At 65.0% G+C, this 26,362-nt stretch carries 24 protein-coding genes; 5 read left to right on the forward strand and 19 right to left on the reverse strand.

Annotated features, from left to right (window positions below):
- On the forward strand, positions 1-1,113 hold the full coding sequence (gene earP, locus DVB37_RS17935) for an elongation factor P maturation arginine rhamnosyltransferase EarP (RefSeq protein ID WP_120156356.1): 1,113 nt from the start codon (positions 1-3) through the stop codon (positions 1,111-1,113).
- A 133-nt stretch (positions 1,114-1,246) separates the two neighbouring features.
- Positions 1,247-1,804, forward strand: coding sequence for an elongation factor P (gene efp, locus DVB37_RS17940; RefSeq protein WP_046804079.1), 558 nt, complete (start codon positions 1,247-1,249; stop codon positions 1,802-1,804).
- Between the two features lie 78 nt (positions 1,805-1,882).
- On the opposite strand, the gene DVB37_RS17945 is transcribed toward efp, so the two are convergent.
- The 17 genes from DVB37_RS17945 to DVB37_RS18025 form a co-directional block, all read right to left on the reverse strand.
- Positions 1,883-2,341, reverse strand: coding sequence for a DUF1178 family protein (locus DVB37_RS17945; RefSeq protein ID WP_120157552.1), 459 nt, complete (start codon positions 2,339-2,341; stop codon positions 1,883-1,885).
- A gap of 135 nt (positions 2,342-2,476) precedes the next feature.
- Positions 2,477-3,187: a DUF2968 domain-containing protein gene (locus DVB37_RS17950; protein ID WP_120156357.1), complete on the reverse strand. Its 711-nt coding sequence runs from the start codon at positions 3,185-3,187 to the stop codon at positions 2,477-2,479.
- 116 nt (positions 3,188-3,303) lie between these two features.
- Entirely contained in the window at positions 3,304-4,686 is a 1,383-nt protein-coding gene (locus tag DVB37_RS17955; protein WP_120157553.1) for a sigma 54-interacting transcriptional regulator, read from the reverse strand.
- A gap of 49 nt (positions 4,687-4,735) precedes the next feature.
- A complete protein-coding gene (locus DVB37_RS17960) occupies positions 4,736-6,838 on the reverse strand; it encodes a TadG family pilus assembly protein (RefSeq protein WP_240433916.1) in 2,103 nt (700 codons plus the stop codon).
- A 50-nt stretch (positions 6,839-6,888) separates the two neighbouring features.
- The gene (locus tag DVB37_RS17965) at positions 6,889-7,326 is read right to left on the reverse strand and encodes a DUF3613 domain-containing protein (RefSeq protein ID WP_120157555.1); all 438 of its coding nucleotides are present in this window, start codon (positions 7,324-7,326) and stop codon (positions 6,889-6,891) included.
- A gap of 153 nt (positions 7,327-7,479) precedes the next feature.
- Positions 7,480-8,412: a tetratricopeptide repeat protein gene (locus tag DVB37_RS17970; RefSeq protein ID WP_240433917.1), complete on the reverse strand. Its 933-nt coding sequence runs from the start codon at positions 8,410-8,412 to the stop codon at positions 7,480-7,482.
- On the reverse strand, positions 8,412-9,413 hold the full coding sequence (locus tag DVB37_RS17975) for a type II secretion system F family protein (RefSeq protein ID WP_046804082.1): 1,002 nt from the start codon (positions 9,411-9,413) through the stop codon (positions 8,412-8,414). The genes DVB37_RS17970 and DVB37_RS17975 overlap by 1 nt, the downstream gene beginning before the upstream one ends.
- 12 nt (positions 9,414-9,425) lie before the next feature.
- Entirely contained in the window at positions 9,426-10,349 is a 924-nt protein-coding gene (locus tag DVB37_RS17980) for a type II secretion system F family protein (protein ID WP_104144282.1), read from the reverse strand.
- Complete coding sequence (locus DVB37_RS17985) at positions 10,349-11,707, reverse strand: CpaF family protein (protein WP_120156358.1); 1,359 nt, start codon at positions 11,705-11,707, stop codon at positions 10,349-10,351. Before DVB37_RS17985 ends, DVB37_RS17980 begins: the two co-directional genes overlap by 1 nt.
- Before the next feature lie 34 nt (positions 11,708-11,741).
- Complete coding sequence (locus DVB37_RS17990; RefSeq protein ID WP_046804085.1) at positions 11,742-13,082, reverse strand: MinD/ParA family protein; 1,341 nt, start codon at positions 13,080-13,082, stop codon at positions 11,742-11,744.
- Positions 13,079-14,461, reverse strand: coding sequence for a type II and III secretion system protein family protein (locus tag DVB37_RS17995; RefSeq protein WP_104144279.1), 1,383 nt, complete (start codon positions 14,459-14,461; stop codon positions 13,079-13,081). Before DVB37_RS17995 ends, DVB37_RS17990 begins: the two co-directional genes overlap by 4 nt.
- Before the next feature lie 62 nt (positions 14,462-14,523).
- Positions 14,524-15,492 carry a Flp pilus assembly protein CpaB gene (gene cpaB, locus DVB37_RS18000; protein ID WP_046804086.1) on the reverse strand — a complete coding sequence of 323 codons (969 nt, stop codon included), beginning with the start codon at positions 15,490-15,492 and terminating at the stop codon, positions 14,524-14,526.
- Positions 15,489-15,971, reverse strand: coding sequence for a TadE/TadG family type IV pilus assembly protein (locus tag DVB37_RS18005; protein WP_046804087.1), 483 nt, complete (start codon positions 15,969-15,971; stop codon positions 15,489-15,491). The genes cpaB and DVB37_RS18005 overlap by 4 nt, the downstream gene beginning before the upstream one ends.
- 1 nt (position 15,972) lies before the next feature.
- Positions 15,973-16,410, reverse strand: coding sequence for a TadE/TadG family type IV pilus assembly protein (locus DVB37_RS18010; protein WP_371683079.1), 438 nt, complete (start codon positions 16,408-16,410; stop codon positions 15,973-15,975).
- Positions 16,380-16,901, reverse strand: coding sequence for a prepilin peptidase (locus DVB37_RS18015; protein ID WP_046804089.1), 522 nt, complete (start codon positions 16,899-16,901; stop codon positions 16,380-16,382). The genes DVB37_RS18010 and DVB37_RS18015 overlap by 31 nt, the downstream gene beginning before the upstream one ends.
- 151 nt (positions 16,902-17,052) lie before the next feature.
- A complete protein-coding gene (locus DVB37_RS18020; protein WP_046804090.1) occupies positions 17,053-17,232 on the reverse strand; it encodes a Flp family type IVb pilin in 180 nt (59 codons plus the stop codon).
- A gap of 116 nt (positions 17,233-17,348) precedes the next feature.
- On the reverse strand, positions 17,349-18,179 hold the full coding sequence (locus DVB37_RS18025) for an MHYT domain-containing protein (RefSeq protein WP_120156359.1): 831 nt from the start codon (positions 18,177-18,179) through the stop codon (positions 17,349-17,351).
- Between the two features lie 488 nt (positions 18,180-18,667).
- Here DVB37_RS18025 and DVB37_RS18030 point away from each other — a divergent pair, with 488 nt between their 5' ends.
- The 3 genes from DVB37_RS18030 (at position 18,668) to DVB37_RS18040 (ending at position 23,095) form a co-directional block, all read left to right on the forward strand.
- Positions 18,668-20,377 carry a ShlB/FhaC/HecB family hemolysin secretion/activation protein gene (locus DVB37_RS18030; protein ID WP_120156360.1) on the forward strand — a complete coding sequence of 570 codons (1,710 nt, stop codon included), beginning with the start codon at positions 18,668-18,670 and terminating at the stop codon, positions 20,375-20,377.
- Between the two features lie 375 nt (positions 20,378-20,752).
- The gene (locus DVB37_RS18035) at positions 20,753-22,522 is read left to right on the forward strand and encodes a collagen-like triple helix repeat-containing protein (protein ID WP_120156361.1); all 1,770 of its coding nucleotides are present in this window, start codon (positions 20,753-20,755) and stop codon (positions 22,520-22,522) included.
- A gap of 27 nt (positions 22,523-22,549) precedes the next feature.
- Positions 22,550-23,095, forward strand: a complete 546-nt coding sequence (locus DVB37_RS18040) for a MarR family winged helix-turn-helix transcriptional regulator (RefSeq protein ID WP_046804094.1) — start codon at positions 22,550-22,552, stop codon at positions 23,093-23,095.
- 70 nt (positions 23,096-23,165) lie between these two features.
- Here the strand turns inward: DVB37_RS18040 and DVB37_RS18045 are convergent, their stop codons facing one another.
- Together DVB37_RS18045 and DVB37_RS18050 are read right to left on the reverse strand one after the other, a co-directional pair.
- Positions 23,166-24,854, reverse strand: a complete 1,689-nt coding sequence (locus DVB37_RS18045; protein WP_046804095.1) for an ABC transporter ATP-binding protein — start codon at positions 24,852-24,854, stop codon at positions 23,166-23,168.
- Positions 24,851-26,359: an ABC transporter permease gene (locus DVB37_RS18050; protein ID WP_120156362.1), complete on the reverse strand. Its 1,509-nt coding sequence runs from the start codon at positions 26,357-26,359 to the stop codon at positions 24,851-24,853. Before DVB37_RS18050 ends, DVB37_RS18045 begins: the two co-directional genes overlap by 4 nt.
- Positions 26,360-26,362 lie beyond the last annotated feature (3 nt).

Genomic DNA, 26,362 nt, shown 5'->3' on the forward strand with positions numbered 1-26,362 from the left:
ATGCAAGCAGACATCTTTTGCCGAGTCGTCGATAACTATGGCGACATCGGCGTCTGCTGGCGGCTGGCGCGCCGGCTGGCTGGCGGCCCCGGCTGGGACGTGCGCCTGTGGGTAGACGACCTGGCCAGCTTTGCCCGCATTCAGCCGGGCATCGCGCCCGACGCCCCGCGCCAAGCGCTGGCCGGCGTGGACATCGTCCACTGGTCCGACACGCCCGATCCCACCCTGACCGCTCGGGATGTGGTCATCGAAGCCTTTGCCTGCGACCCGCCCGAGGCGTTTCTGCAAAGCATGCAACGGGTGCATCCCGTCTGGATCAACCTGGAATATCTAAGCGCCGAAGCCTGGGTGGAAAGCTGCCACGGCCTGCCCTCGCAGCGGCCGGACGGGCTGGTCAAACATTTTTTCTTCCCCGGGTTCACCGCGGCCACGGGCGGCCTGTTGCGCGAACCGGGTTTAAGCGCCGAACGTGACGCCCTGCAAGCGTCAATGGACCAGCAAAACGGGTTTTTACAGTCGCTGGGCGTGTCGGACGCCGTGCTCGCGCACCGCCAGGACGGCGCGCGTACGGTATCGCTGTTCTGTTATCCCACGGCGCCCGCGGGCGATCTGGTCCGCGCCCTGGCGGCCGACTCCCGGCCCAGCGTGCTGCTGGCGCCCGAGGGCGTTGCCCCCGGCCTTGAGGCCGCCTGCCAAGCGCCCGGCGCCCCCTTGCTGGCGCGCCTGCCCTTCGTGGCCCAGCCCGACTTTGACCGCGTGCTGTGGCTGTCGGACATGAATTTCGTGCGCGGCGAAGACTCGTTCATCCGTGCCGCCTGGGCCGCGCGCCCCCTGGTGTGGCAAATCTATCCCCAGGACCAGAACGTGCATCTGGAAAAGCTGGAAGCCTGGCTGGCCCGCTATCCGGCCCCGGATACCGCGCAAGCCTTGATCCGAGCCTGGAACCAGCCAGAGACTGGGCAAACTCGGGCCGCCATGACGGCGGCGCTGGTGCCGGACGCGTGGGCGGCATGGCAGGACGCCGCCCGAACCTGGGACGCAAGCCAGGCCGCGCTGCCGGATCTGGCCGAAAATCTGGCCGACTTTTGCGCAGACTTGGCCAAGAAACGTTAGAATAGAGAGTTTTCTGAGTCGCCCTGGATTTGTCGGGCCTCAACTATGACGCCTCCCGGGGTGTGCACGAAGCCGCAAGCCATGCGGCTTTTTGCAAGCACGGCGAGTGCACCTACCCCCCGGAGTTTTATCGATGAAAACCGCTCAGGAATTGCGAGTCGGCAACGTGGTCATGGTCGGCAAGGATCCCCTCGTGGTCCAAAAAGCCGAATACAACAAGTCTGGCCGTAACGCTGCTGTTGTGAAGCTGAAGTTCAAGAACCTGCTGACCGCCTCGGCCAGCGAATCGGTCTACAAGGCCGACGAAAAGTTCGAAGTGGTGCAACTGGATCGCAAGGAGTGCACGTACTCCTACTTCGGCGACCCGATGTACGTCTTCATGGACGAAGAGTACAACCAGTACGAAATCGAAGCGGAAAGCATGGGCGACGCCCTGAACTACCTGGAAGAAGCGATGCCCGTGGAAGTGGTCTTCTACGACGGCCGCGCCATCTCGGTTGAACTGCCCACCACGATCGTTCGCGAAATCACCTACACCGAACCCGCCGTGCGTGGCGATACCTCGGGCAAGGTCACCAAGCCGGCCAAGATCAACACCGGCTACGAACTGAACGTGCCGCTGTTCTGCGCCATCGGCGACAAGATCGAAATCGACACCCGCACGAACGAATACCGCAGCCGCGTTCAGTAATCTGATCCGGTAGCAGGTACGAAAAAGCCAGGCCCGCAATTCGCGGGCCTGGCTTTTTTTTGTTGACCACCGCAAGCGTTATTGCAGGCGCTCGTCGTCTAGAAAGTCCGGCACGGCCATGACTTCGATGCCGTCTTCGACCAGCGCGGCGCGTTCTTCCGGCGTGGCCGTGCCGCGTATCGGGCGCTCGTCGGCGTCGCCCTCGTGGATGCGGCGCGCTTCTTCGGCAAAGCGCGGGCCGACGTTTTCAGTGTTGCGCAGCAACGCGCGCACCTGTTTCATCACGATGGCCTGCACCGCGGCCATTTTCTCGGCGTCCGAGGCGCCCGCGGGCACGGCGGGCGGACTGGCCGGCGCGTGCAGATGCGACACGTTCAGGCGCGGCGCCGACAAACGCTTGGTGATGCTGGCCGACCCGCAAACGGGGCACGTAACCAGGCCACGCGCCTGTTGCGCGTCGTAGTCTTCGTGCGAGCCGAACCAGCCTTCGAATACGTGGCTGTGTTCGCACTGGAGGTCAAAAACTTTAAGAGCCATGGTTGCCATATGGGGGTCTGCGGCAAGAATACAAGTATCCGGCCAGCCACCCCACTATCCCCTGAAATGCGCGGGGTCATTACCGCCTGGCCAAGAAAAACGGGCCCGCAGGCCCGTCTTGGCAATAGCGCGCGATTACTTGCCGCGCTTGGCGCCCGGGCCGCCGTCGATCTGGGCTTGCTGGGCCTGAAGCGCATCGATCTGGCGCTGCAAATCACGCAGTTGCTGGCGTACGTCCTTTTGCTGGTCGGCCAGCGCCGTGGCTTCCTGGCGCGACTGTTCCTGGCGCGCGGCCACTTGCTGTTCCTGCTGCATGCGCAGCGTACGGTCGGCTTGCAGCGTGCTCAGTTGCTCGCTACGGCTGGCCAGCAGCTTTTCGGCATGCGCATATTCGGCTTGCAGCTTGATGCGCTTGATGTCCACTTCAGCCAGGTCCGCCGATTGCGCGGCGAACGCGCGGTAGGTGGATTCGGCCTGCTTTTCAGACACCGTCTTCAGCACGCGCCAAAAATCCTTCTGTTGAAACAGCGCCACGTAATAGGTCAGGTCGTCGGGCTTGAACAACAGGCTGGCGCCATACGTGCCGTTGTAGGCCGTGCGCAGCTCGGACACCTGGCGCGCCTGGATCAGGCCTTGCAGTTCGGCCACCGTGGACGCAGGCCGGGCGGGCGCTGCGGGCGGGGTCACGGGCGGGGTTACCGGGGCGTCAGCCGCCTTGGTATCTTCGACCTGCTTAACCGTGGGCCGTGGCGCTTCGGATTGAGCGCTGGCGCACGCCGCCAGGCCGGACAACGCCGTGCCTAACAGCGCCATGCGTGTGGCGGCACGGATAAATTGGACGTTCATGCCTTCCCCAAAAAAATCGTTGCGGAACTATAGCAATTTATTTCGCTTACGGTTGATCTGCTTACATAGGCCGCGAACGATCTGTCGCCCCCTAGGGGGCTTCCCCAATTGCAGGATCAGGAGGCCTCCACGACGCCCTCCGCCGTTTCGCCCTGCCCGCCGCCCAGATGCAGCTTGCGCATCTTTTCCCACAGCACTTTGCGGCTGATGCCCAGCGTGTTCGCGGTGTCTTGCCGGCGCCAGCCGTTAACGTCCAGCGCCGCCAGGATGCGGGCGCGTTCGGCCCGCTCGGCGTCGGTAAATACCGGTGGCTCGCACAGCGTGCTGGCGGCGCGCAGGGGTTCCCCGATCTGATCGAAGATGCGCGCGATGCGCGATTCGTCCCAGGCGCCGAATTGCCGGCGCATGATGGCCACGCGCTCGGCCACGTTGGACAGTTCGCGCACGTTGCCGGCGTAGCGCGTGCGCGCCACGCGGTCCAGCAGCCATTCTGGGGGCTCGCCGTCGCAGCCCAGGCGAGCCAGCAACGCGCGGAATATGGCGATCTTTTCATCGCCGCCCCGCTGCTCAAGATTCGGAATGCGCAGTTCGATCACCGCCAGCCGGTAATAGAGGTCGGCCCGGAATTCGTCCTGCCCCACCAGCACGCGCAGGTCTTTATTGGTTGCCGCGACCAGGCGGAAATCCACCGGAATTTCCACGGTGGAACCCAGCCGGGTCACTGCGCTTTGCTCGAGCACGCGCAGCAGTTTCACCTGTTGGTATAGCGGCAGGTCGCCAATTTCATCCAGGAACAGCGTGCCGCCGTTGGCTTGTTCGAAATAGCCCTTGTGGGCGCCCACGGCGCCGGTGAACGCGCCCTTGGCATGTCCGAAGAAATGCGCCTCGAACAGGCCTTCCGGGATGGCGCCACAGTTGACCGCCACGAAGGGGCCATCGGACCAGGCCGCGCGGTCGTGCAGCAGGCGCGCGATGCGCTCTTTGCCGACGCCGGTTTCGCCGTGGATCAGCGCATTGCTGCGGCAATCGGCAAACATCTCGGCTTCGGCCAGCAGCGCGCGCATGGGTTCGGACACCGCAATCAGGGGTTGCTCGCGCTTGGGCGCGGACCGGCTGAACTGCTCCAGCGTGCCCAGCAATTCATACAGCAGCTTGCGCAGGTCAGCCGTGGTGAACGACAGCGGCAAGGTGTAGGAATATTCGGGCGGGTAGTAGCGAGGATCGCGGCCACGCGTTTCGGCGGACACCCAGATCACCGGCATGGCCTGCGCCGACAACCAGTCGTAGCCGCTGAACCGGTTGTCCCCCATGACCGACACCGACAGCAGGGCGACGGCCGGGCGGCCTGGGTCGCGCGGCGGCGGGAATGCGGTGCCCACGTCCGCGCGCACCAGCGTCACGTCCATGCCGGCCAGGCAGCGCTCGGCGCGGCTGGCGATGTCGGACGTGCCTTCCCAGACGTACAGATCGAACTCGTCACGGGCGAATTTCTGAGTCATGGCAGCAACCATGGCGGCAAGGATTGAACGGTGATCAAAGTCATCTTCATCAGTACACCAGGCGGGGCTGCCCGCAATCCACGGACAGCAGCGACACATCGGTCTGGCCCACGCTGATACCCAGCAGGTCCAGCAACTGTTGCAGCGCGGCGGACAGGGGTGCCAGCACCGGCTGCAAGAGGTTCACCACGATGGACAGCACCCCGCCCACCTGCGAGCTTCCACTGAGCGCCTGCGCGGCCACCGAGTTGATCCGGCACGTGCGAATGGCGCTGGGGGTAAGCCCCAGCGCGCACACCACGTCATTCAGGGGCGCCACCAGCAGGGACGTCAGGATGTTGCCGACCAGTTGCAGCGTGCCGCCCAGCACGCCCGTCAGGCCGCCCGTGGTCAGCCTGGTGCTTAGCTGGTTGAGCGCGGTCGTGGACCACTGCATGTCGTTGTAGACCTGCGTGATCGACTTGCCCGCGCTGCTGCCGCCCCCGCCCACCAGGCTGGTGGCCAGCGCCGTGCGGTCCGCGGCGGACAGGGGGGTTCCCGTGCTGTACAGATCGCCCAAAATGCCGCCGACGACGGCGTCGGACAGGTTCGAGGCCAGCGCACCCAGGTTCACGGACGTGGCGTTGACCGTTTGTGTGGACGGCGTGCCGGGCGGTTCCGTCAACGTTACCGACACCGGCGCGGTGGAATTGAACACGGGCAAGGTCACCTTGGCAGTCAACGGCAGAATGCCCAGCACGTTCAACAGCTGATGGCGTTGGATGGCCGCAAACGCGCCGGGCTGGCAGCTGTTGGTCAGTGACACGAAGTTGGCGGCGGTCTGGTCGGTGCTGGACGTCATGCCGGGAAAGCGCCCCAGGCAGATATTCGCCAACGACGAGGTCACGGCAATGGTGGCCTGATGCTGGGTCAGCGGCGCCTGGCACAGGTTGGTCAGCGTGCCGGTGGACTGCGCCACATCGATGATGATGGGCAGATCGACCTTGGTACCCAACGTGTTCGCCAGCAACGGCCCCACCAGCGGAATATTGCTGGTGCTGACGCGCAGGTAGACGCGGATGCCCGCGCTGGTGGCCTGCGTGCCGATACCGCCAACAGCCAGCGTGGGCGGTTCAACTACGCGCACGCGCGCGTCCACGCCAAGCAGCGGCACGCTAAGCCCCAGGTTGATCAGGTTTTGTCCGTTGGCCACCACCAGCGCGGTTTCCAGCACGTTCAGCGCGTTGACGTTCGCCGACAGCGCGCCGGTCGCGTCCCCGCCCACCACCGCCAGGTTCAACACGCCGCCATTGCCGAACAGCTTGACCGGCAGGTTCAGCGGCATCACTGCCAGCACCGTGTTGATGGCGTTGCTGACCAGGCCGACATCGGCGCCCGCGGTACCGCTTTGGTTGACGACGGTAAGGGTGGCTTGCAGCAATTGACCCAGCGTCAGGTTATTGACGGCGGCCAACTCGGCCGGCGTGCCCACGCCCGTGGCGACCGACAGCGGCAGGCCCAGCGCTTTGAGCAAGCCCGACGGCGTGATGTTGACGCTGGCCAACCCGGCCGCGTCCAGCACGTCCAGCTGCGTGGGGGTGGCGCCTACCGTCGACAACAGCTGCGACAGCAGGCCGCCGCGTTGCAAGCGCAACAGGCGCGAACCGACCATGAAGGCCGCAACGGGTTGAGTATTGGTCGCCACCGCATTCACCGAGACGGTGGTGCTCAAGCCCAAGGTGCCGAACAAACTGGCCAATTCCTTGCGGATGGTCAGGCGCACCGCATTCAGCGCCTGGCCGCTGGCCGGATCGAATACGTGCATGCCCGAGGCGTCGGCTCGGGTGGAATCCCACAGCTTGCATTGCACCGTGATGTCGGCCGCGGTGAAGGTGTCGAAAATGTTGGGCACGTTTGCCAGCGCCGAGGCCTTGCCGGCCGACGTGGCGCGGGTGCAGTCGGCGGCCGAGCCCATGCCCAGCACCTGCACGGCCGTCAAGGCGGCCAGGTCCGCTGCCTTCTGGATCTCGCGCTTCATGTAGTAGCCGTAGCCCAACTGCGCCACGCCCAACATCGCCAAGCCGACCAACACCGCGAATACCACGGCGACGGCCATGCTGCCGCGCTGGCGCGACAGGGACACACGACAAAAGGGTTGGACTGGGGCAGGCATGATCGGGCAATCCTGAAGTTGCCATCAGCTGGCAACGGGGTGGGCGCGGGTCAGTTGGTGTTTTTGGTTTCGACCCGCTTCTGGAAATATTCCGGGATGGGATGCGAGAAGCTCTCCAGGTAGCGATTCCACGCGGCCGTAGAGACGGGCCCCAGCACGGGCAAGGCATTGCCCGCGCGGCGGCCATCGGCCTGCGCGGCGAGCAGCCCACGGGTGACGTCGCCAAACGCTTCTTCGGGCGCGGCCGCCTGCGCTGCCTGGGCGCTTTGGGCGCCTGGGGTCGTGGATGTCGCCGGGGTCGTTGCCGCCGTGCCCGGCTGCGGCATGGGGCTTTGCACCTGTTGCACCACGGGGCGAGCGGGCAGCTGCGCTTGCGGCAATGGCTGCGCGGGTGCACTGGCGGCTGCGCCGCCCGACATGCCACCGGTCAAGGGCGCGTTCGACTGCGCCAAAGACGACATGGGGGCCAGCACGGCCAGCGCTGCCATCAGCGTGATGCTCAACGCGGAAGGCAATGCGAAAGGTAATGCGAAAAGCGATGCAGCAGGCGAGGCAAGTGCCGGTGCGCAAGCCACTGCCGAGGGCAAAGCGCGGGATGCGAAATAGCGGGTTGTGGACATGGATATCGTTCCTGATTCGGGTTAGCGCACGATGGGCCCATTGCCCAGGCCATCCATCAACGGACTCATCACCGGCAGGACAATGCCGCCGCCGCTGGACACGCGAGTCGTCGACGCATCGGCCGCCACGGGCACGGCGACCGATGCGGATGTGGACGTAGAAGTGGACATGGATGCCGGCATCGGGGGCCGCTGCACGCGGATATCCGAGGCCATGCGCAGCACCTGTCCGCGCGCCTCGTCACCAAGCTTGGCCTGGTCCATCAGCCGTTGCGCGCGCACCGGCTCGCCTTCCACCAGCAACAGCACCGCCAGATTGGCAAGCACCTTGGCGTTGTCGGGCGCAAGCTCGGCCGCCTGCCCCAAGGGCACGCGCGCGCCCGCCGGGTCGCCGGCACGCAGCCGCGCATAGCCCAGGTCGCCCAGAATGCGCGCGTCCATGGGTGACAGCTTGGCGGCGCGCGCAAAGTCGTCGGCGGCCTGATCGAACTGCCCCCGCGCCCCGGCAATCAAGCCCAGGCCATGCCAGCCATCGGCCGCCTGATCGGTGGATAACAAGGCGCGATAGGCTTGCTCGCTCATGGCCGTCTGCCCGGTCTGGCGCAAGGCCTCGGCGCGCAGCACCGCCACCCGCGCATCGTTGCCGAACTTCTGCTGATACGCGTCGATATACGCCAGCGACGCGAAATAACGCTCCTGGCGCTGCGCCTCGGCAATCAGCGACAGCATCATCTCAGGCTCTTTCGGACGCCGCTTGGCGTCCGCGTCATCTTCCTTCTGGCGCGCCAGCGCCTGTTCCTGCTGTTGCTGCTGGATCAGCTGCCACGCCGATTCCGCGCTATTGGTCTTGCATCCGGTCAAGCCCGCGCCGGCCGCCACGGCCGCCGCCACCAGGGTCCACCGCAAGGCGCCCCCGCCGTTATTGCCCCCACCCTTCTTGATCACGCCCGCCATTACATGCCCCCCATGCGTGACATGCCACGCAATACCGCGATAAACCCCGCGCCGCCCGTCACGATCAACAGGGCGGGCAACAGCGTCACGATCATGACCCCCGTCATCTTCACGGTGGTCTTGCCCACTTTCTCTTTCAGTTCCAGCCGGCGCTTGTCGCGCAGGCGTTCGCCAAACCGGTTCAACGGTTCTTGCACGGCGCCGCCATGCTGATCCACCTGCGCGATCAGCCGGCAAATGGCCGACAGGTCGTCGTTATCAAACCCCGTGGCCAGCCGCGCCAGCGATTGCTCGCGCGTGCGCCCACGCACATACAGTTCAGAGGCCAGGCGCAATTCGTACGACAGCACCGGCAAGACCTGCGCGAACTCTTTGATCAGCACCTGCATGCTCTGGTCGATGGACAAGCCCACCCCTTGCAGCAAGCGCAGCAGGTCGATCAGCAGCGGCAGCTCATCGCCGGCCATGCGCTTGCGGCGCGCCAGGCGGCGGCTGACCACCCATTTGGGCAGCATGTAGCCGATGGCAAAGCCGAAGAACGCGGCGATGAAGACGCCCATCGAGGAATCGGTCAGGTGCTTGCGCAGGTCGATCACCACCGCCACGATGGGCAGCGCAATGGCCAATCCGAAGCGCGCCGCGACAAAGCGCGAGCGTGCCGTACCGGTATTGGCATAGCCCGCCATGTCGACCATCTTGCGGTCTTCGGCGGCCAGCAACGTGTCGGCCAGGCGCCCTTCGCTCAGGCGCTTGCCGAACGCGTCGGCCACCCGCGCCGCCGACGAAAAACGGCCCCGGCTTGTGTCGGCCGTCGCGGCCGCCGCGGCTGCGGCCGCACCGCCCTGGCGCGTGGCCAGCGCCTGATCGATCACCTGACGGCTACGGCCCTGCCCGCGCAGCCGGCGCGCCATGCTGACGCCCAGCACCAGCAGCGCGGCGGCCACCAGCATCAGCGCCGCCGCCAGCACGGTAGAGACATCCCAGGATTGCAGCATCCGCATCGTTGCCTTCCCTTAAATCGACTTAGCCATGCGATACAGCCAATAGCAGCCGCCAATTTGCAGCACCACGGCCGTCAGCAGCATCTTGAAGCCCAAGGGGTCTTCCCACAGGCCCATGAAAAGCTTGTTGTTCGCCACGATGATGAAGCCGGCGATTCCCACCGGCAGCAGCGCCAGGATCCACGCCGACAGGCGCACTTCCGCCGAGCTTGCCGACAATTCATTGCGCGCCTGCGCCACGTCGCGCATGAACGCGGCCATGCGCTCCAGCACCTGGTCGCTGCGTCCGCCAAAGCGCATCGCCAGCGACACCACGGCGGCCACCATGTACAACTCTTTCAAGCCATACATGCGCGACACCTGTACCAGCGCCGCGTCCAGTTCCTTGGCCGAGCGGCTCAGGCTGGCCGCCGTTTCCACCACTTCCAGCAGCGGTTGGTCGGTGGTGGCGGCGGCCGTCTGGAACGCGGCGCCCATGCTGTTGCCGATGGTGATCAGGCGCACGATGTTGTCCAGGAAGGCGGGCAACTGAGCAATCATCCGGCGCCGCCGCTTGTCGGCGCGCAGCCACAGCAGGAAGTACATCAGCACGGCCAGCATCACGAAGGACACAACGCCCGACAGCGGCCCCAGGAACACCCAGGCCAGCACCGCGCCCAGCACCACGGGCACCGCCGTGCGTAAATAGAAGCCCGGACTTTGGCGCACGCCGGCCAGCAACAGCAGCCGGTCCCAGCTGGAAAACCCGCTGCGCATCGCGCGCCCGCCCTCGGCGAATGGCGTTTCTTCCGGCGCTTCCCGGCCGCGCTTGAGCTGGTTTTCCAGGAACGCAGAGCTGGCCGCGCGCCGGGCGCCGCTGTTGGCATGTCGCCAAAGCAGCACCGCGCCCGAAGCCATCACCAGCGCCAGTGCCCCCAGGATCAAAGCGTCTTGCATCAGCGCCTCCGGCTCCAGAAGCCGCCGCCGCCATCGTTGTCGCCGGGCGGGTTGTCGTTCACGCGCTGCTCGTTGCGCAGCTTCGCCAGCTTGGGCGTGTGCGGGTGTATGCCCAGCCAGTTCCAGCGGTCTTTCTCTTCGCCCTCGGGCGTGGTGAAGGTTTCGTGGCGGTACAGTTCCTGCGTCGAGATGACGTTGTCGCCCATGCCGGTGACTTCGGTCACCGACAGCACGCGCCGCTTGCCGTTAGACAGCCGGCCGATCTGCACGATGAAGTCCAGCGCGCTGGCGATCTGACGGCGCAGGCTGTCTTCGCTGCCCTGAAATCCCGCAAAGCCCGCCAGCATTTCGATCCGGTACAGGCATTCGCGCGGTGAGTTCGCGTGGATGGTGGCCATCGACCCTTCATGGCCGGTGTTCATCGCTTGCAGCATGTCCATGACTTCCGCGCCGCGCACTTCGCCCACCACCACGCGGTCGGGCCGCATGCGCAAGCTGTTGCGGATCAATTCGCGGATGCTGACCGCGCCGCTGCCATCAAAGCCGCCCTGCCGCGACTCCAGCCGCACCACGTGCGGATGGTTCAGCGACAGTTCGGCGGTGTCTTCCACCGTAACCACGCGCTCGGTCTCCGGAATGAAGAACGCCAGCGCATTCAACAGCGAAGTCTTGCCCGAGCTGGTGCCGCCCGATACCAGCACGTTGCAACGGTTCTTCACGGCTTCATGCAGCAGCCGGTAGATGTCTTCGTCAAAGGTGCCCAGCGTCAGCAGGTCGGCGGGCTTGAGCGGGTCCTGGCGAAACTTGCGGATCGACACCATCGGGCCATCCACGGCCAAGGGTTCGATCACCACGTTAAGCCGGCCGCCATCGGGCAAGCGCGCGTCCACCATGGGGCTGGACTCGTCCAGCCGCCGGCCGATGGGCGCAAGAATGCGGCGCACGATGCGCAGCACATGCTGGTTATCGGTAAAGCGCAGCGTCTCGCGCGCCAGCACCCCGCGCCGCGAAACGAACACGTTGTCGTAACCGTTGATCAGGATGTCTTCGACGGCCGGATCGGCAAGCAGGTCTTCCAGCGGCCCCAGGCCGGCCAGTTCCTTGGTCAGCGCCTCGGCGATCAGGCGCATTTCGCCTTCGTTGATCGGCACGCGCCGCAAGCGTACAAAGCTTGCGACTTCGATATCGACGAACTCCTGGATGGCCGATCGCGCCCAGCGGCCGAACTCGGCGCCCAGTTCTTCGATGCGCGACAAGAGGTGCTCGTACGCCGCCGTCTTGACTTCCTGGAAGCGGTTCGACGAGGCAAAGTCCTTGTCGCCGTCACCGCCGAATTCAATGGTCGCTGTCATGATCATGTCGGATTCCGCCGCCGTCCCGTGAAGCTTGCCGTTAACCGACGATCATGCGGCGGTGCACACCGGGCAGCCATGTGGCCAGCCAGCTAGCCCGCCCGCCGGGGGTGTTCTCTTCCGCGCTGAGTTTTTCCGCCAGCGTCTGCACCGCGCGCACATACACGTCGCGCTCGGCCTCTTCATGCAGCAGGTGACCCTGGTTGGTGCAGACCATCAGGGCCAGCGTGCGGTCCGGCAACGTGCCCACCAGATCCAGTTGGAAGCGGTCGGCAATCTGCTGCGCGGTCATGCCGTAGCGTTCGTCGTAGCGGTTGACGATCAGGCCCAGGCTGCGGCGGTCAACATGCAGTTGCTCCAGCTCTTGCAGCAGGCCGGCCAGCGACACCAACGCCCCGACGCTCTGGTCGGTCACAATCCAGTTCTGTTGAGACGAGCGAGCCAGGCCCGCCACGAATTCCGGGTTGGAGAACCCGCCCGCATCCGCTACGACCACGCCGAAGTGTTGGCGCAAGCGCTCGAACACCAGCAGGGAGTCGGATTGCGAAACGTCGCGCATCTGGGATAGATCGCGCGGCAGCGCCAACACGCTCAGACCGTTGTTGGTGTGGGCCATCGCCGAACCCAACAAGGTGGAATCCAGCCGGCGCAGGTTGCGCGCGGCTTCCGCAAAATCAAAGTCGCTACCGATGTTCAGGTAAAGCTGGCAATCGCCCACCGGCCAGCCCAGGTCCATCAAGGCCACGCGGCTGGCCAGGGGCAGCATGGCGCCCGATTGTTCGGCCGGCTTGACGGGCTTGGCGCCGTTGGCGCTGGCGCGCGCAAGGTGCGCCTGCTTCAAGCGGTCTTGCACCATGCCGGCCAGATGCACGGCCAGCGTGCTGGTCCCCACGCCCGGACGCGCGCCCAGCAACAGGACGCTGCGACGCGAGCCGTCCATGCGGCCACCACTGGCCGGCACGTCAAGCAGGCGCAGCACCACTTCCTTGACTTCCTCGGGTGCGACCGTGGGGTCCACGAAATCGCTGACGCCCGCACGCAGCGCCGCGATGGCGCCTTCAGGCTGGCTGAGAAAACCGACCGCCACACGCGGCACGGTCGGCGCGATACGCGCCAGCAAGCGTGCCAACTCGGCGGATTTGAACAGCTTTCCGGGTTCGTCCTCACTGAGCGTGAAGTCCAGGAAAACCACTTGCGGTCCGATCTCGGTCAATCGCCGCGCCAACTCTTCGATGCTTGGGGATTCCTGGGTCAACATGCCCATGTCTCCCAAAGCTTGTCCAAGCTGCGCGGCGACGCCATCGCCTTTTGAGCAAAACAGGAACCGCTTGCCGTTTTGCAGGCCAACCCACTCGCTGGCATGTGTCTTCATATTGCTCACCGTGAAAAGCCCGGCATTTGCTGCCCGCCTACCGGGCCCATCAGGTAATAGCCCCAGGCATTGAAAGTTGAATCTGCTGTTTCTTGACGGCCGCCGGGCAGCGGCAGCGTCACGCCGCGCGCAATCGGGCGCACCAGGCGCGGCGTCACGACGATGACCAGTTCCGTGTCCTCTTGCGAGTAGTCCACGCTGCGAAAGAACGCGCCGATGATCGGCAAGTCGCCCAGCATGGGCACCTTGTTGACCATCGCCTTGGTCTGGCGCGACACCAGGCCGCTGATCACGAAGCTCTCGCCGTCGCCCAATTCCACCGTGGTATCCGCCCGGCGCGTGCGCAGCGCGGGGATGACGGTGCTGGCGTCGTTGCTGGTGTTGATGGCGATGCCGTTGCTGTAATCCAGTTCACTGGCCTCTGGCGCCACCTTCAACGAGATGCGATCGCGCGACAGCACGGTCGGGGTGACCGTCAGGCCGATACCGAATGGCTTGAAGGTCACCGTGGTGGTGCCCAGGCCCCCCGCTTCGGGAATCGGCAGTTCGCCCCCTGCCAGGAAGCTGGCGCTTTGACCCGTCAAGGCGACCAGCGTGGGTTCCGCCAGCACGCGCGCCATGCCGTTGCTTTGCAAGAGGCGCAGGCGCGCCGCGAAATTGTTCGTGTCATAGAACAGCGAGAAGCCCGCGGCAATCGGGCCGCCCGGCGTGAACCCCAGGGGCGCGGCCAGCCCCGTCGGGGATACGGCGCTGGCGCCGGCCCAGGGGCCATTGCTGGCGGCGAAATTGATGCCTGCTTGCTTCATCACGGAGCGCGACACTTCCACGACCTTGACTTCGACCTGCACGACGCCGCCCGCGCCGGCCGAGGACACGTCCACGACGTTCTTGTCGCCCACTGCGGCGGCGGCTGCCTTGGCGGCGGCGATCTGCGCCAGCGGGGTTTCGGCGTAGCCGGACACCACCGCGTGCTCGCCCGCGATGTCGATGTTGGGGCCGCCCTGAATGCCGCGGCTGGCCAACGCCGCCTGCACCGACGTGGCCACGCGCACGTTCCAGATCTGCGGCGTGGGGCTGTTGCCCGTCCATATCTGCAACTGCGTGGTGCCCGCCTTCTTGCCGTACAACAGCAGCGAGCCCGCGCGCTTGCCGGAGGCCGGCAGGATTTTCACGTCGGCGACCTCGGGGTCGCCGATGGCAATGCGACTGGGCGCGGCGCCGTCAAGCATCAGCGATTGCTGGCCTTTGACGGCCACCGCGATATCACGGACCGGTGCGTTCGCCGCCGCCGAGGGCGCGGCGCCCTGGGCCAGGCTTACGGCACCGTATGTCATCGCCGCTGCGGCCGACAGGACGCAGATCATGGTGGTGCGCTGATATCTTTTCATGTGCTGGATCTGGTTGCTTCTAATGGTCCAGCCGCGGCGGCACCTGCCACGCGCAGCCAAGTTCAATAACGAACGCGCTCGGATTTGTCTCCCCGCACGATTTCAACGGTACGGCCCCCGCCGCCGCCACTGCCGGCAGTGGGCGCCGACACGCGGTTGGCGGGCGCTCGCGCCGCGGGTGTGGCGCCTTCAAGCTGCACCAGGCTGTCGCCCGCAAAGGCGCGGTTTGGGCCGGTCAGCAAGGCTTCACGCTGCGCGGGGGTGAGGTCGGCGCGGGTGGGCAACACCGTGCCGCGCTTGGCGAACAGCGTGGCGTCCGGCACGGCGTCATCACCGACGGGCCGCAACGCCAGTTGCAGACGGCCGGCGCGGCTGGCCAGGATCAGTTCATTGATCTGTTCGACCGGCACCGCCAGCACGGCGGTGCGCGCCGGCTGCCCGGGGCCTTGTTGCAGCACGGATTTTTCTTCGGGACCGTCCACCGAGCTTTTGCCAAAGGCCAGCACGCGCAGCTGCGATTGCAGCAGGCGCGCCTGGCCGCCGGAGATTTCCTGGCCTTTTTCCACCATGAAGAACACATCCACCAGGTCGCCGGGCGCAATGCGGTTGCCGCCGCCGACCACTTCGTCGACCGCGATGGCGACAGCCCGTTCGCCGGGCTTGAGCTGCTTGGCAAGGCCCTGCGCCAGCAGGCTGGGAACGATGGGGTCACCCGCTGCGATGTCCACGCGCGCCACGGCGCCTTCCAGCGGTGCCGGGGTGTTGAAGCTGTTGGAAAGCGCCACCTGCCATTGCGCGACGGTCAGCATTTTGGCGGCGTCGATGCGCGTGCCGGCGGCAATGGCTTCCTTGGCCACGACAACATCGTGCAAGGTCACTTGCGGCGCGGGCGTCGCTGCCGGCGCGGTGGCGACCGGTGACGGATTGGCGGGCGGAGGACCGGAATGCGACGCCAGGCGCCACGCCAGGAAGGCCAGCACCAGGCCCGCCACCAACAACACGCCCGCAATGATCTTGCTAATACTGCTCATGGTGTCCCTTGCGATATCTGCACGATGGCTTTCGACGACAACCTGCTCGGTACCCAGTTCTTGTTCGTGCCGGGCAGCATGACGATGAACGATTGCAATGTGGCCAGCAGCGGCCAGGACTGGGTGTTGTAGGTCATGGCGACGGTGGCGCAATTGGCGACTTCGCCGCCGGACCCGGCCCAGGCGCACGGCGCGCGCGTGGTCGCGCATGCCACCGCCGAGCCGGTCGAGAAAACACTCATGGCGGCCGAGCAGGCATCGCCCTGCACGTTGGCGCTACCGCTGATCTGCGCGTACACGGCGGCGCGGGCGCCCTCTCCGGCGGCGGCTGCCAACTGTTGCTGCATCCAGAACAACACGCCGTAGCCCACCACGGCGCAGATGAAGATCAGCAGCATGGTCAGCGTCAGCGACAGTTCAAGCGCGGCAATGCCGCGTTGGCGCAGCGCTGGCGCAAAACGGGTGCGTGGCAGTGCCATGTCAGCCTCCCACGCCCAGCGTGTTGCCAAGATGAACCGTGGCGCGCGCGCTGAGCACGCTGGTGGACGGCATCAACATCGTCTGCAACAGCGGAAACGAGGGGATCAACGGATGCGCGCCGTAGGCATACGACACCGTCACTTCGATCTGATCGGCGGCCAGCGGCTGACCGCTGCACGTGCCGCCCGCGCTGCTGCTCAAGGCGCCGCCGCTCCCGCAGACCGCAACCTTGATCGGCGCGGCCGACATGGAAGACATCCAGGATGCGATATTCAGTGCGGTGTCGCGGCCTGCGTTGGCGCGCGCGGCCAGCGACGTGGTGCCCGCCTGCCATTGCAGGACTTTGCGGGCGCCGTCCTGTGCGGCCAGCGTGACGGAATTCTGCGCAAGAAACACCAGCCCGTAGGTCAGGATGCCGTAGAGCACCAGGAAGAACACCACGAATACCAGGGCGAATTCAAGGGCATAAGAACCACGCTGAGCGCGGCGATACCCAGATACATGGCATACGGAATTTGACGCAGCCGGTGCGACACCGCCCAATAGCGCGACACCACCACATACGCCAGCGCGTGCACGCCGGCCAGCAGACTGGCCAGCACCATCACCAGGATCAGCGGCGCCAGACCCAGCCACAGCCCCAGGATGGCGATTGCCTTGACGTCGCCCGCGCCCATCAGGCGCCGGCCCCAAAGCGGCAAGAACAGCAAGGCTGCCAAAAACCCTGCCCCACACATCAACCACCCGGTCCAGCGCGGCGGATACGTCCATCCAGGCACGAAGGCGGCCGCCAGCAGCCAAAGCAGCTGCGCCACGAAGCCCACCACGATCAACGTGTTGGGTACGCGGCGATAGCGCAGATCGTTGTAGATCAGCACCACGTTCCAGCATGCGAACAACAGCAGCCACAGCACTTCCCCTGGATACAAGGCAGGACCTTCTGATCAAGCAGATTCAACGGCAGGCCGGCTCGTCCAGAAGAGCGCAACCCGTGTCAAGCAAACAACCTCGGACTTCAGCCACGTACCGCGATGCCCCGACACATTGGGTCATCGCGGTACGCGTTAGCGCGCTAGGGCATCAACCCCCGCCTGCGGTATTGAGCTTGGTGCCGAGTCCCGTGAACATGGTGCCCAGGGCGTCGGTGAAAGTCCCCACGGCAGCGATGAGGGCCACCGCCACCAGACCCGCGATCAACCCGTATTCCAGGGCGGTGATGCCGTCTTCGTCGTTCCAGAACTGCGCAAGTTTCGCTTTCATGTCGAGCTCCTAACACTCGATTGATAATTGAGCCGATCCGCGTGGCGGTGCCGACCCCCTATTGCCGGTATTTCTCGCGTCCGAATGAAAAGCATCCGAACGCATACCGGGCCCTGCTAGCCCGGCCCCAATGTGGAGCCGGGCGCCTTGCCTGCTTCAGCCACAGGCGCCGATTCAATAAACGAGTCGATACGCTGCGCCATGCGCGAACGGAAACGGGTCGACGCGCGTTGCAGCTGCCAACGCATGATCAGCAACATGAGCGCCGACAACACAAACGCGATATACGGCAGCATCACCCCGCCGATTTGCAGGCTGGACGCCTCGCGGGGGGTTGAGCAGATAACCGTGCCGGCCGCCGCGCCGGTGTAATGCATGCCGCAAACGGCCACTGCCATCAAAATGGCCGCGCCGCCTCGTTGAAACTCGTTCTGGGTATTGAACGCCAGCCAGAGCGCGGCCGAAGCGGCAATTACGGCGATAAGCACCGATAAAACGACAATGGGCAGATTCCACAGCAGCACGGCCGGCATGCGCATCGCGCCCATGCCCAGGTAGTGCATCGCGGCCACGCCCAGGCCGGCGGCCATGCCACCCACCAGGCATCGGCCAAAGGTGAAGCGTTCGCGGCCGACATACCAGAAGGCCCAGCCGGAAAACCCGGCGGCAACGAAGAAACTCAGTATGGTCAGGCCAACCTGATAACCGACATCAAACGGCAGGTTCTGCGCCTGCATGCCAATGAAGTGCATGCTCCAGATGCCCACGCCGCCCATGGCTACCGCGCCGATGATGATGTAACCGATGCGCAGGTCGCCGTCCTGGGTTTCTGTGCGAATGCCCGCCGCCGCCAGCAAGGCGACGTACGAGCCCAGTACCGCTGTCAGAAACGACAGGGCGACCAGGCCGCCGTTGAACGAAAGCGGAACAATATCGCCCGGGTTCATGAACGGCCCCGGTGAAACAGCGGCAATAGGGAAAGCGGGATCGGTTGATCGCGCCAATGATTACTAGGGTGATGCGTGCCCATCTCGTGGACTCCCGGTGGCTCATAACCGATGTGTTTTGAAACGTTTATATAGTCTTATCTATTAACATTTAATACACATCAGGGTTTACACGTATATTCACATCCCGACGCCCACCGACATGTAACCAATACAGCAAAACTAGGGTGAACTTAATAAAAATCCCCTAGTTAACCCTTATAAAACTTAAATATTTTCTTTCATGAGAATCTCAATATGTTGTAATCCTGCCGTTCCCGACTGGTCACAATGAAATAATTTGTTGTTAACTCCGTCCGCTGGCACCATATTGCCTACGACGCACTGAAGCACCTTTTACAATACTGCGTCCCCATTTTTATTCAGTATTCCCGCAATATCGAATACTCATCGGGACGGCGTTGGTAGAAACAGAGACACACTAGGCAATGAGACGTACGTACCCGGCAAGTTCGCTTACCCTCGCCCTGATCTGTACGGTTTTCTGTGGCGCCCCCGCGCGCGCCGACGGCCCTTTGCGAGGCAACCCCGTCGACGCGGTCCCGCAGCTGGAAAGGCCGCCTGGCGCCACACAACCGCCCCCCGTCGTGCAGACGGCAACCCCCGAGCAACTGGCATTGCAGGCGCGGCTGGCCCAACGCATCGTGCCGCGCAATTTCGATGTCAGCGGCGTGCACGCGATTCCCTTCGACGAGGTTTCCGCAATACTCAGCCCCTTGTCAGGCAAGGAAATCAGCCTGGGGGAACTGGTCCAGCAGGTCGATAAGATCACGCAGCTATATCGCGACAAGGGATACCCCCTTTCGTTTGCACTAGTACAAAACCAGACATTTGCGAATGGGCTGGTCGTCGTGACCGTGGTGGAAGGGTTTATCAGCAATGTGCGCATCGAAGGCGATATCGGTAACGCACAAGATCGCCTGGACACCTTGGCTGGCCCGCTGAAAGAGGAACGTCCGCTTAAACAATCCACGCTGGAGCGGCAGCTGAACCTGATGCGCACGGTGCCAGGTGTGAAATTCACGCCCAGCCTGGATTTACCGCGCCGCGCTGACGGCGCCACCGAACTGGTATTGAACGCGACCCGGCATCCTTTCAGTTTGACAGGCGGCGTGGCCGACCTGGGCACCGGTATGCAGCCCTTGGTCAATGTGGGCGCCAGCAGCCTTACCCCGTTGGGCGAACAGGTCAAGTTGACCGCGGCGGTGCCCTTCAATACCGACGACGTGAAATATGTAATGGGCGAAATCAGCGTGCCCATCGGCCCTGACGGTTTGGCCATCAAAGTGGATGGTTACCACTATGACGCCAAGCCCAAAGACGACGCGATCGAATATCTGGGGTTTGAACGACGGGTAAAGAACGACCGCATCGGTATCGGGGTCAGCTATCCGATCCTCTTGAGCAATACGCGGTCGCTGACGGGCACGGTGGGCATGTACGCCGCCAATTCCAAAGACCGATATGAATCGCGCAATGCCGACCTCTGGTTGCAACAGGACGCTCGGGTACGCGCTGCAAATATCGAATTACGATATATACAGTTGTCGGAAATCCAAACAACCGACATAACCGCCAGCGTGTCCAAAGGCTTTGATGCGGCGGGCGCGAAGAAGGATATCTCAAGCAATTACGGTTATTCCGCCACGCCGATTCTGGACCTGGATTTCGCCCGCTATAACCTGAACGCCAAACAAACCGTCGCCCTGCCCGCCCAGTTCGGCCTGACGTTTTCAGGCGCTGCGCAATATTCCAGCAATATATTGCCCTCGTCCGAGCAAATCTCTTTTGGCAGCTGGCGCTACGCAATGGGATACCCGCAAGGGGAACAAAGCGGCGACAAGGGTGTGGGCGTATCGGCCGAAATCAACCGGCGCTTCGGCACAGGCTGGGAATACCTGTCGGCCGTCCAGCCTTATGCGCTGATCGACTATGCGCGCACCTGGTACAACAACAAGGGCTTGCAAGCGCTGAACCAGCGGCACCTGTCCTCGGTGGCGCTGGGGCTGCGCTTCACGGACGATAAATACTATCTGTTCGATTTCAACGTGGCCAAGCCGGTCGGATCGGCCACGGTCAATAACGACCGCGACGTGCGCTTTAACGCCAACTATTCGTTGTTCTACGACGCGTTCTGACGCACCGCATTCCCGACCCCTTTGACGCCTGCTCCGACAGGCGCTTTTTTTTGCGCGCTTGCGGCAGGCTGAAACGACCTTTATTTGCGCCGGTTCCCAACACCGCGTTACGTAACGTCGCCCGTAACGTAACGTCGGATAACCGGCCATTCGTAACATTCGCAGGCTTTTTGTGGTCGCAAAAGTGACGAATTCCCAAGCCTGGTACAAACCCTCGAATCCACACCAGTGCATTGAAAACAAAGGATTTTATTAGCCCTCAAATGCGTGGACCCGTGCAATGTGGGTCCGTTTGAAAAATCTTGGCACGGATTATGCATGTAGAGCGGTACCGGGCGGTTTCCACGCCTGACCTACCAACCCGAGGAGCTCGCCATGATGTCCAAGATTGAAGCCAGCCGCATTCAACGCATTTTGACCGCCACCGTCATGGCCGCTGCTGTCGTCAGCGCTCTAGCCGCGTGCGGAAGCAGCGGTGGTAGCAAGAAAACCGCCGGCCTGCCCGGCATCGATATCCCGACCAACCCAGGCGGCACGAACCCCGGTGGCACCAACCCGGGCGGCACCAATCCCGGTGGCACGGACCCCGGCAACCCTGGCACCCCGGGCACTCCCGGCGGCACCGACCCCAATCCCCCGGTCAATCCGGTGACGGCGGGCCTGCTGCAAACGACGTTGGGCAACACCGGCAACGCCGTGGACAACACGTTGCCCCTGAATCTGGGCCCCACGCTTGGCGGCGTGGGCAAGGCACTGGATCCCACGGTGGAACCGGTGGTCAACACCGTGGTCGGGCTGACTCAGCAAGTGGGCGCCACGACCGGGCTGGGCGCTCCGGTGGACGGCGTGACGACGCAAGTAGGCGGCGCAGTGAGCGATTTGGGCACGTCGATCAAGGGCGCCGGCCTGCCCGGAGGCTTGAGCTCCGGCCTGGGTGGCCTGGTGGACGGTTTGGGCAAAACCGTAGGCGGCGCGGGCGATCTGCTGAACGCGGACCCCGCCAATCCCATGCCGCTGACGACGATGCTGGGCAACGCCACCAACGCCGTGGGCGCCCTGACGGACGGCCTGGGTGGCCAAGGGGGCTTGCTCAATCCGGTCATGCAACTGGCGGGCGGCGTGACGGGGCGCCTGTTGGATGGCCCGTCCAGCCCTGTCCTGCAACCGGCCCTGTCCAATGTTGGCAAAACAGTGGACAACGTGCTGCCCCTGGGCCTGCAACCCACGCTGGGCGGCGTTGGGGCCGCGCTGGACATGAACGTTGCGCCGATCGCCGGCACGGTGACCAACCTGACGCAGCAAGTGGGCGCGAAAACGCAGCTGGGCGCCCCGGTGGCCGGCCTGTTGACCAGCCTGGGCGGCACGCTGGCCGGCGCGGGCGGTACGTTGCCGGGTAACACCGCCGGCCTGAACGGCGTGTTGCAGGGCCTGGGCGGCGCGGTCGCCAGCGCGGGCGGTCTGGTTCACGCCACGCCGGGCAATACGAATCCGTTGGGCTCCACGTTGGCCAACGCGACCGGCGCGGTGGCGTCGGTGACCGGCGCCCTGGGCCTGGGCGGCGTAACAGGCGGCATAACGGGCGGCGTGACCGGTGGCGGTACGGGCGGCCTGCTCAGCCCGATCACCGGCATCCTCGGCGGGGTCGGTGGCGTGGGCGGAACGCCCGCAGCGGGCGGCGTGAACGGTTTGTTGGCACCGGTGACCAGCTTGCTGGGCGGCGTGAAGGGTGCGGTGGGTGGCGCGACGGGCGGAACGGCGGGCGGCGCGGCCAACGGCGGATTGCTCGGCGGCTTGCTGGGTGGTGTGACCGGCGGCGCCACGGGTGGATCGGCGGGCGGCGCCTCGGGCGGCGCGGTCGGCGGCGGCTTGCTGGGTGGCGTGCTCGGCGGCGTGGCGGGTGGCGTGTCGGTCGGTGCGACGACCGGTACAGGCGCCAGTGCTGGCGTCAGTGCGGGTGGCGCGGCCGGTGCGGCAGCCGGCGGTGCGGCGGGTGCCGGCACGGCAAGTAACGGGGGTCTGCTGGGCGGTTTGCTGGGTGGTGTCACCAGCAGCTTGACCGGCGGTTCAACGGCGGGCGGCACCTCGGGTGGCGCTGCCAACGGCGGGTTGCTGGGCGGTTTGCTCGGCGGCTTGGCCAAGAAGTAAACAACTGATCCGCCTAGGAGCGAAATCATGCTGCAACAAGAAACGATCGCCCACCATGAGCATGTGACTGTTATGCCAGAATCCCGCACGAATGAATTGCGCCCAGGCATGCTCGACGATATCGCCCTGATGTTGGGTCGACAGTTCTCGGTGTACAACGCCGCGTGCCAGTCGGCCCTGGCAGACAAGCTGGGCATCCCCCTGGCGGATCTGAAAGCGCTGGAATTAGTGATGGAATTCGACGCCTTGCCCACCGGGCAACTGGCACAGCTGATGGGAATCAGCTCGGGCGGCGCCACCGCCTTGATCAACCGGCTGGAGGCGGCAGGTTATGTGCAACGTGGCCGCCACCCGCTGGACCGCCGGATGATCGTGATCCGGCCGGTCGAGGAACAGTGCCAGCATCTGGCGCAGGAACGCCAGTGGGTCGCTGACGCGGTGATGTTGATGGCGCGACGCTACGACACCACCGAACTGGAAACCGTGCATGCCTTCCTGGCGCAATGCGTGCGCGCCTTGCGGCACGACACGCTGGTCTGGCTGGAAACGCCGACGTCCCATCACGAGCTGTGACGCGGCTGGCGTCCTGCCCGGACGCCAGCCTGCCACGCGCCCTGCATCCTTGCGGATCAGGGCGCGTTTTTTATGAGCCGAACTGCAAGCGCGGCACCGCCGCAAGCAGGCGCTGGGTCAGTGGCTGGCGCGGCGCATGCAGCACGGTATCGGCATCGCCCAGCTCGACGATGCGACCACCGTCCATGACCGCGATGCGGTCCGCCAGATATTCCACCACGCCGAAGTTATGCGTGATGAACAGGTAGGCGATGCCCAGCTCGTCCTGGAGTTCACGCAGCAGGTCCAGGATCTGCGCCTGCACGGACACGTCCAGCGCGGACGTAGGTTCGTCGCAGATCAGGACCTTGGGCTCGACGGCAAGCGCCCGCGCGATGGCGATGCGTTGGCGCTGCCCGCCCGAAAATTCGTGTGGGTAGCGCGTCAGCGTGTTGGCCGGCAGGCCGACGCGTTCAATCAACTGCGCGGCATGCGCGGCGCGTGCCTGCGGGCTCATAGAGCGCCGTAACGATGCCAGGCCCTCATCCAGGATATCGCCCACCCGCATGCGCGGATCCAGCGACGCATAAGGGTCCTGGAACACGATCTGGATGTCTTGCCGCAGGTCGCGCAGCGTGCGGCGGTCGGCGCTCAGCAAGTCCTTGCCTTGCAGCATGGCGCGGCCCGAAATGCGCGCGCCGTCGATCAGGCGCAATAGCGCCTTGCCGGTGGTTGTCTTGCCGCAACCGGACTCGCCCAGCAAGGCCAGCGTCTCGCCCGCGCGCAGCGTAAAGGTGACGCCGTCCACCGCCTTGACCCAAGACACGACACGCCGCAACGGCCCCTTGCGCACGGGGTAGTGCACCTTCAGGTCTTGTACGTCCAGCACCAGGTCGCCCGCGTTACCGGGCGCGCGTGGGCGGGCGCGCTCGGCCTTGCCCGCGCTGGCCTCGCGGCCTTGCTGGGACAGCGGCGCGCCGCGCTTGTCGAACGTGGGAATGGCTTCGAACAACTGCCGTGCGTACGGATGCTTGGGCGCGCGGAAGAATTCTTCGGCGCTGGCGCTTTCCACGATTTCACCGCCACGCATCAGGGCGACGTGATGCGCCACGTTCTTGACCACGGCCAAGTCGTGCGTGATCAACATCACGGCCATGCCCATTTCGCGCTGGATATCGGCAAGCAAGTCCAGCACCTGCGCCTGCACGGTAACGTCCAGCGCGGTAGTGGGTTCGTCGGCGATCAACAACAGCGGCTCGGCCGCCAAGGCGATGGCAATCATGACACGCTGTTTTTGCCCGCCCGAAAATTGAAACGGGTAGTCGTCCACGCGGCGCTCGGGCTCGGGGATGCCCACGCGGCGCAGCCAGTCGATGGCGCGGGCGCGCGCCGCCGCCCCGCGCAGGGGCGTATGCGCCGTCAGCGTTTCGATGATCTGGTCGCCCACGCGCATGACCGGGTTCAGGCTGGTGGACGGCTCCTGGAAAATGATGCCGATGCGGCCGCCGCGCACCCCGCGCATTGCGCTTTCGGGCAGGCGGTTCAGGTCCTGGCCATCCAGGTCGATCTGCCCACCCACGATGCGGCCCGCGTCGGGCAGCAAGCGCAACAGCGCCAGCGCCGTCATGCTCTTGCCGCAGCCCGATTCGCCCACCAGCGCAAAGGTCTGGCGTTGGGAAATGGCCAGCTCAAGGCGCTTGACCGCATGCGTCATGCCGGATTCCCCGGCAATGTCCACATCCAGGCCGCGCACATCCAGCAAGATGGAATCCTGGCTCATGGGGCTTCTCCGGACTTCGATGGGCGCGGCTCGGCGGCCAGCGTCTGGCGGCGGCCAAACCAGCCGCCCAGACGCGCCATGCGGCTGGGTTTGTAGCGGCGCGTGCGCGGGTCGAAGGCATCCCGCACCGCATCGGCAAACAGGTTGGCCGCCAGCACCAGCGCCAGCATGAACAGGAATGCGGTCATCAGGCTCCACCAGATCATGGGATCGCGGGACATTTCCAGCCGCGCCCCGTCAATCATCGAACCAAAGGAATTCATGCTGGGGTCCACGCCGATGCCCAGGTAGGACAGCACGGCCTCGTACAGAACCAGCCCCGAAAATTCCAGCACTACCGTAATCAGCACCAGGTGCGCCACGTTGGGCAGCAGGTGGCGCGTCATGATGCGCCAGTGCGACACGCCAAAGGCACGCGCCGCCTGCACGTATTCCAGTTCGCGCAGCTTGAGGGTTTCGGCGCGCAGCAGGCGGCACAGGCCCGCCCAGCCGGTCAGCCCAAGAATCATGCACAGCAGGAACAGGCGCAGGTCGGCGCGGGCGACGGAGGTGTCGAAAAGGTCGGCATGGTTGTCGATATACACCTGCATCATCAGCGCGCAGGCTGCCACCAGCAGCACGCCGGGAATCGACGTGATGGTGGTGTACAGGTACTGGATGGCGTCGTCGACCTTGCCCTTGAAATACCCGGCCGCGATGCCGAAGATGATGGCGGGCGGCAGCATGGCGAGGGTGGTCAGGCTGCCGATGACTAGCGCCGTGCGAATACTTTTAAGCGCCTGCCACAACACGTCGTTGCCGATGCGGTCGGTGCCCAGCGCGTGGTAGCCGCTGGACAGGCCGGCCAGCGCCCCGGCCGTCAGGCACAGCAGGGTAAAGGTGATGGCCATGGCGCGCCAGGGCACGTCCGACTCTCCGCCCAGCAGGATATGCGCCGCCTGCCTGGCCGACTGCGCGCGTCGCGCCAGCAAGGCAAACAACACGGCGGCGGACAATAGCGCAACAGCCAAGCCGCCGGCCAGGCCCCAGCCCAGGCGCTTCAACACGTCAGGCACGTGCTGGGTATCCGGATCGGTCACATGCGTGGCGGCGCCGCGCAACCGCGGGAAATCGCGCACCGGCTTGTCGTTGACCAGCATCGTTTCTTTCAGGAACAGCTTCACTGCCAACGGCTGCGAGTAATTTCTTTCGGGCTGCGTCAACACCGTGCCGGCCAACAAGCCGTCCAGCGCCGACTTGACCACGGGCGCGTAGATGGGCGCGGCGTCGGCGGCGGCACCCGGCGCGGGCGGCAGTTGTGGCCGATAGTGCACGGAATCGAGAAGCCCCACCACGGTGAAGGCGGCAAGAATGACGGCCGAGCACATCGCCGGCGTGTCACGCGCAACGCGCCCCCAGGTGGCGCGCAGGTTGGGGCTGCGGCGCACGTGCCAGACATAGGCCAGCGCACCCAGCACCATGAGCCACAGCGCGATGTCGGTCCAAAGGAAGACGATCTTGGGCATGGC

This window comes from Achromobacter sp. B7, assembly GCF_003600685.1.
Classification (GTDB): domain Bacteria; phylum Pseudomonadota; class Gammaproteobacteria; order Burkholderiales; family Burkholderiaceae_B; genus Achromobacter; species Achromobacter spanius_B.

What these genes read in the sequence shown, in the direction of transcription:
- earP (WP_120156356.1), top strand. Translation starts at nt 1, where the DNA reads ATGCAAGCAGACATCTTTTGCCGAGTCGTCGATAACTATGGCGACATC.
- efp (WP_046804079.1), top strand. Translation starts at nt 1,247, where the DNA reads ATGAAAACCGCTCAGGAATTGCGAGTCGGCAACGTGGTCATGGTCGGC.
- DVB37_RS17945 (WP_120157552.1), bottom strand. Translation starts at nt 2,341, where the DNA reads ATGGCTCTTAAAGTTTTTGACCTCCAGTGCGAACACAGCCACGTATTC.
- DVB37_RS17950 (WP_120156357.1), bottom strand. Translation starts at nt 3,187, where the DNA reads ATGAACGTCCAATTTATCCGTGCCGCCACACGCATGGCGCTGTTAGGC.
- DVB37_RS17955 (WP_120157553.1), bottom strand. Translation starts at nt 4,686, where the DNA reads ATGACTCAGAAATTCGCCCGTGACGAGTTCGATCTGTACGTCTGGGAA.
- DVB37_RS17960 (WP_240433916.1), bottom strand. Translation starts at nt 6,838, where the DNA reads ATGCCTGCCCCAGTCCAACCCTTTTGTCGTGTGTCCCTGTCGCGCCAG.
- DVB37_RS17965 (WP_120157555.1), bottom strand. Translation starts at nt 7,326, where the DNA reads ATGGCAGCGCTGGCCGTGCTGGCCCCCATGTCGTCTTTGGCGCAGTCG.
- DVB37_RS17970 (WP_240433917.1), bottom strand. Translation starts at nt 8,412, where the DNA reads ATGGCGGGCGTGATCAAGAAGGGTGGGGGCAATAACGGCGGGGGCGCC.
- DVB37_RS17975 (WP_046804082.1), bottom strand. Translation starts at nt 9,413, where the DNA reads ATGCGGATGCTGCAATCCTGGGATGTCTCTACCGTGCTGGCGGCGGCG.
- DVB37_RS17980 (WP_104144282.1), bottom strand. Translation starts at nt 10,349, where the DNA reads ATGCAAGACGCTTTGATCCTGGGGGCACTGGCGCTGGTGATGGCTTCG.
- DVB37_RS17985 (WP_120156358.1), bottom strand. Translation starts at nt 11,707, where the DNA reads ATGATCATGACAGCGACCATTGAATTCGGCGGTGACGGCGACAAGGAC.
- DVB37_RS17995 (WP_104144279.1), bottom strand. Translation starts at nt 14,461, where the DNA reads ATGAAAAGATATCAGCGCACCACCATGATCTGCGTCCTGTCGGCCGCA.
- cpaB (WP_046804086.1), bottom strand. Translation starts at nt 15,492, where the DNA reads ATGAGCAGTATTAGCAAGATCATTGCGGGCGTGTTGTTGGTGGCGGGC.
- DVB37_RS18005 (WP_046804087.1), bottom strand. Translation starts at nt 15,971, where the DNA reads ATGGCACTGCCACGCACCCGTTTTGCGCCAGCGCTGCGCCAACGCGGC.
- DVB37_RS18020 (WP_046804090.1), bottom strand. Translation starts at nt 17,232, where the DNA reads ATGAAAGCGAAACTTGCGCAGTTCTGGAACGACGAAGACGGCATCACC.
- DVB37_RS18025 (WP_120156359.1), bottom strand. Translation starts at nt 18,179, where the DNA reads ATGAACCCGGGCGATATTGTTCCGCTTTCGTTCAACGGCGGCCTGGTC.
- DVB37_RS18030 (WP_120156360.1), top strand. Translation starts at nt 18,668, where the DNA reads ATGAGACGTACGTACCCGGCAAGTTCGCTTACCCTCGCCCTGATCTGT.
- DVB37_RS18035 (WP_120156361.1), top strand. Translation starts at nt 20,753, where the DNA reads ATGATGTCCAAGATTGAAGCCAGCCGCATTCAACGCATTTTGACCGCC.
- DVB37_RS18040 (WP_046804094.1), top strand. Translation starts at nt 22,550, where the DNA reads ATGCTGCAACAAGAAACGATCGCCCACCATGAGCATGTGACTGTTATG.
- DVB37_RS18045 (WP_046804095.1), bottom strand. Translation starts at nt 24,854, where the DNA reads ATGAGCCAGGATTCCATCTTGCTGGATGTGCGCGGCCTGGATGTGGAC.
- DVB37_RS18050 (WP_120156362.1), bottom strand. Translation starts at nt 26,359, where the DNA reads ATGCCCAAGATCGTCTTCCTTTGGACCGACATCGCGCTGTGGCTCATG.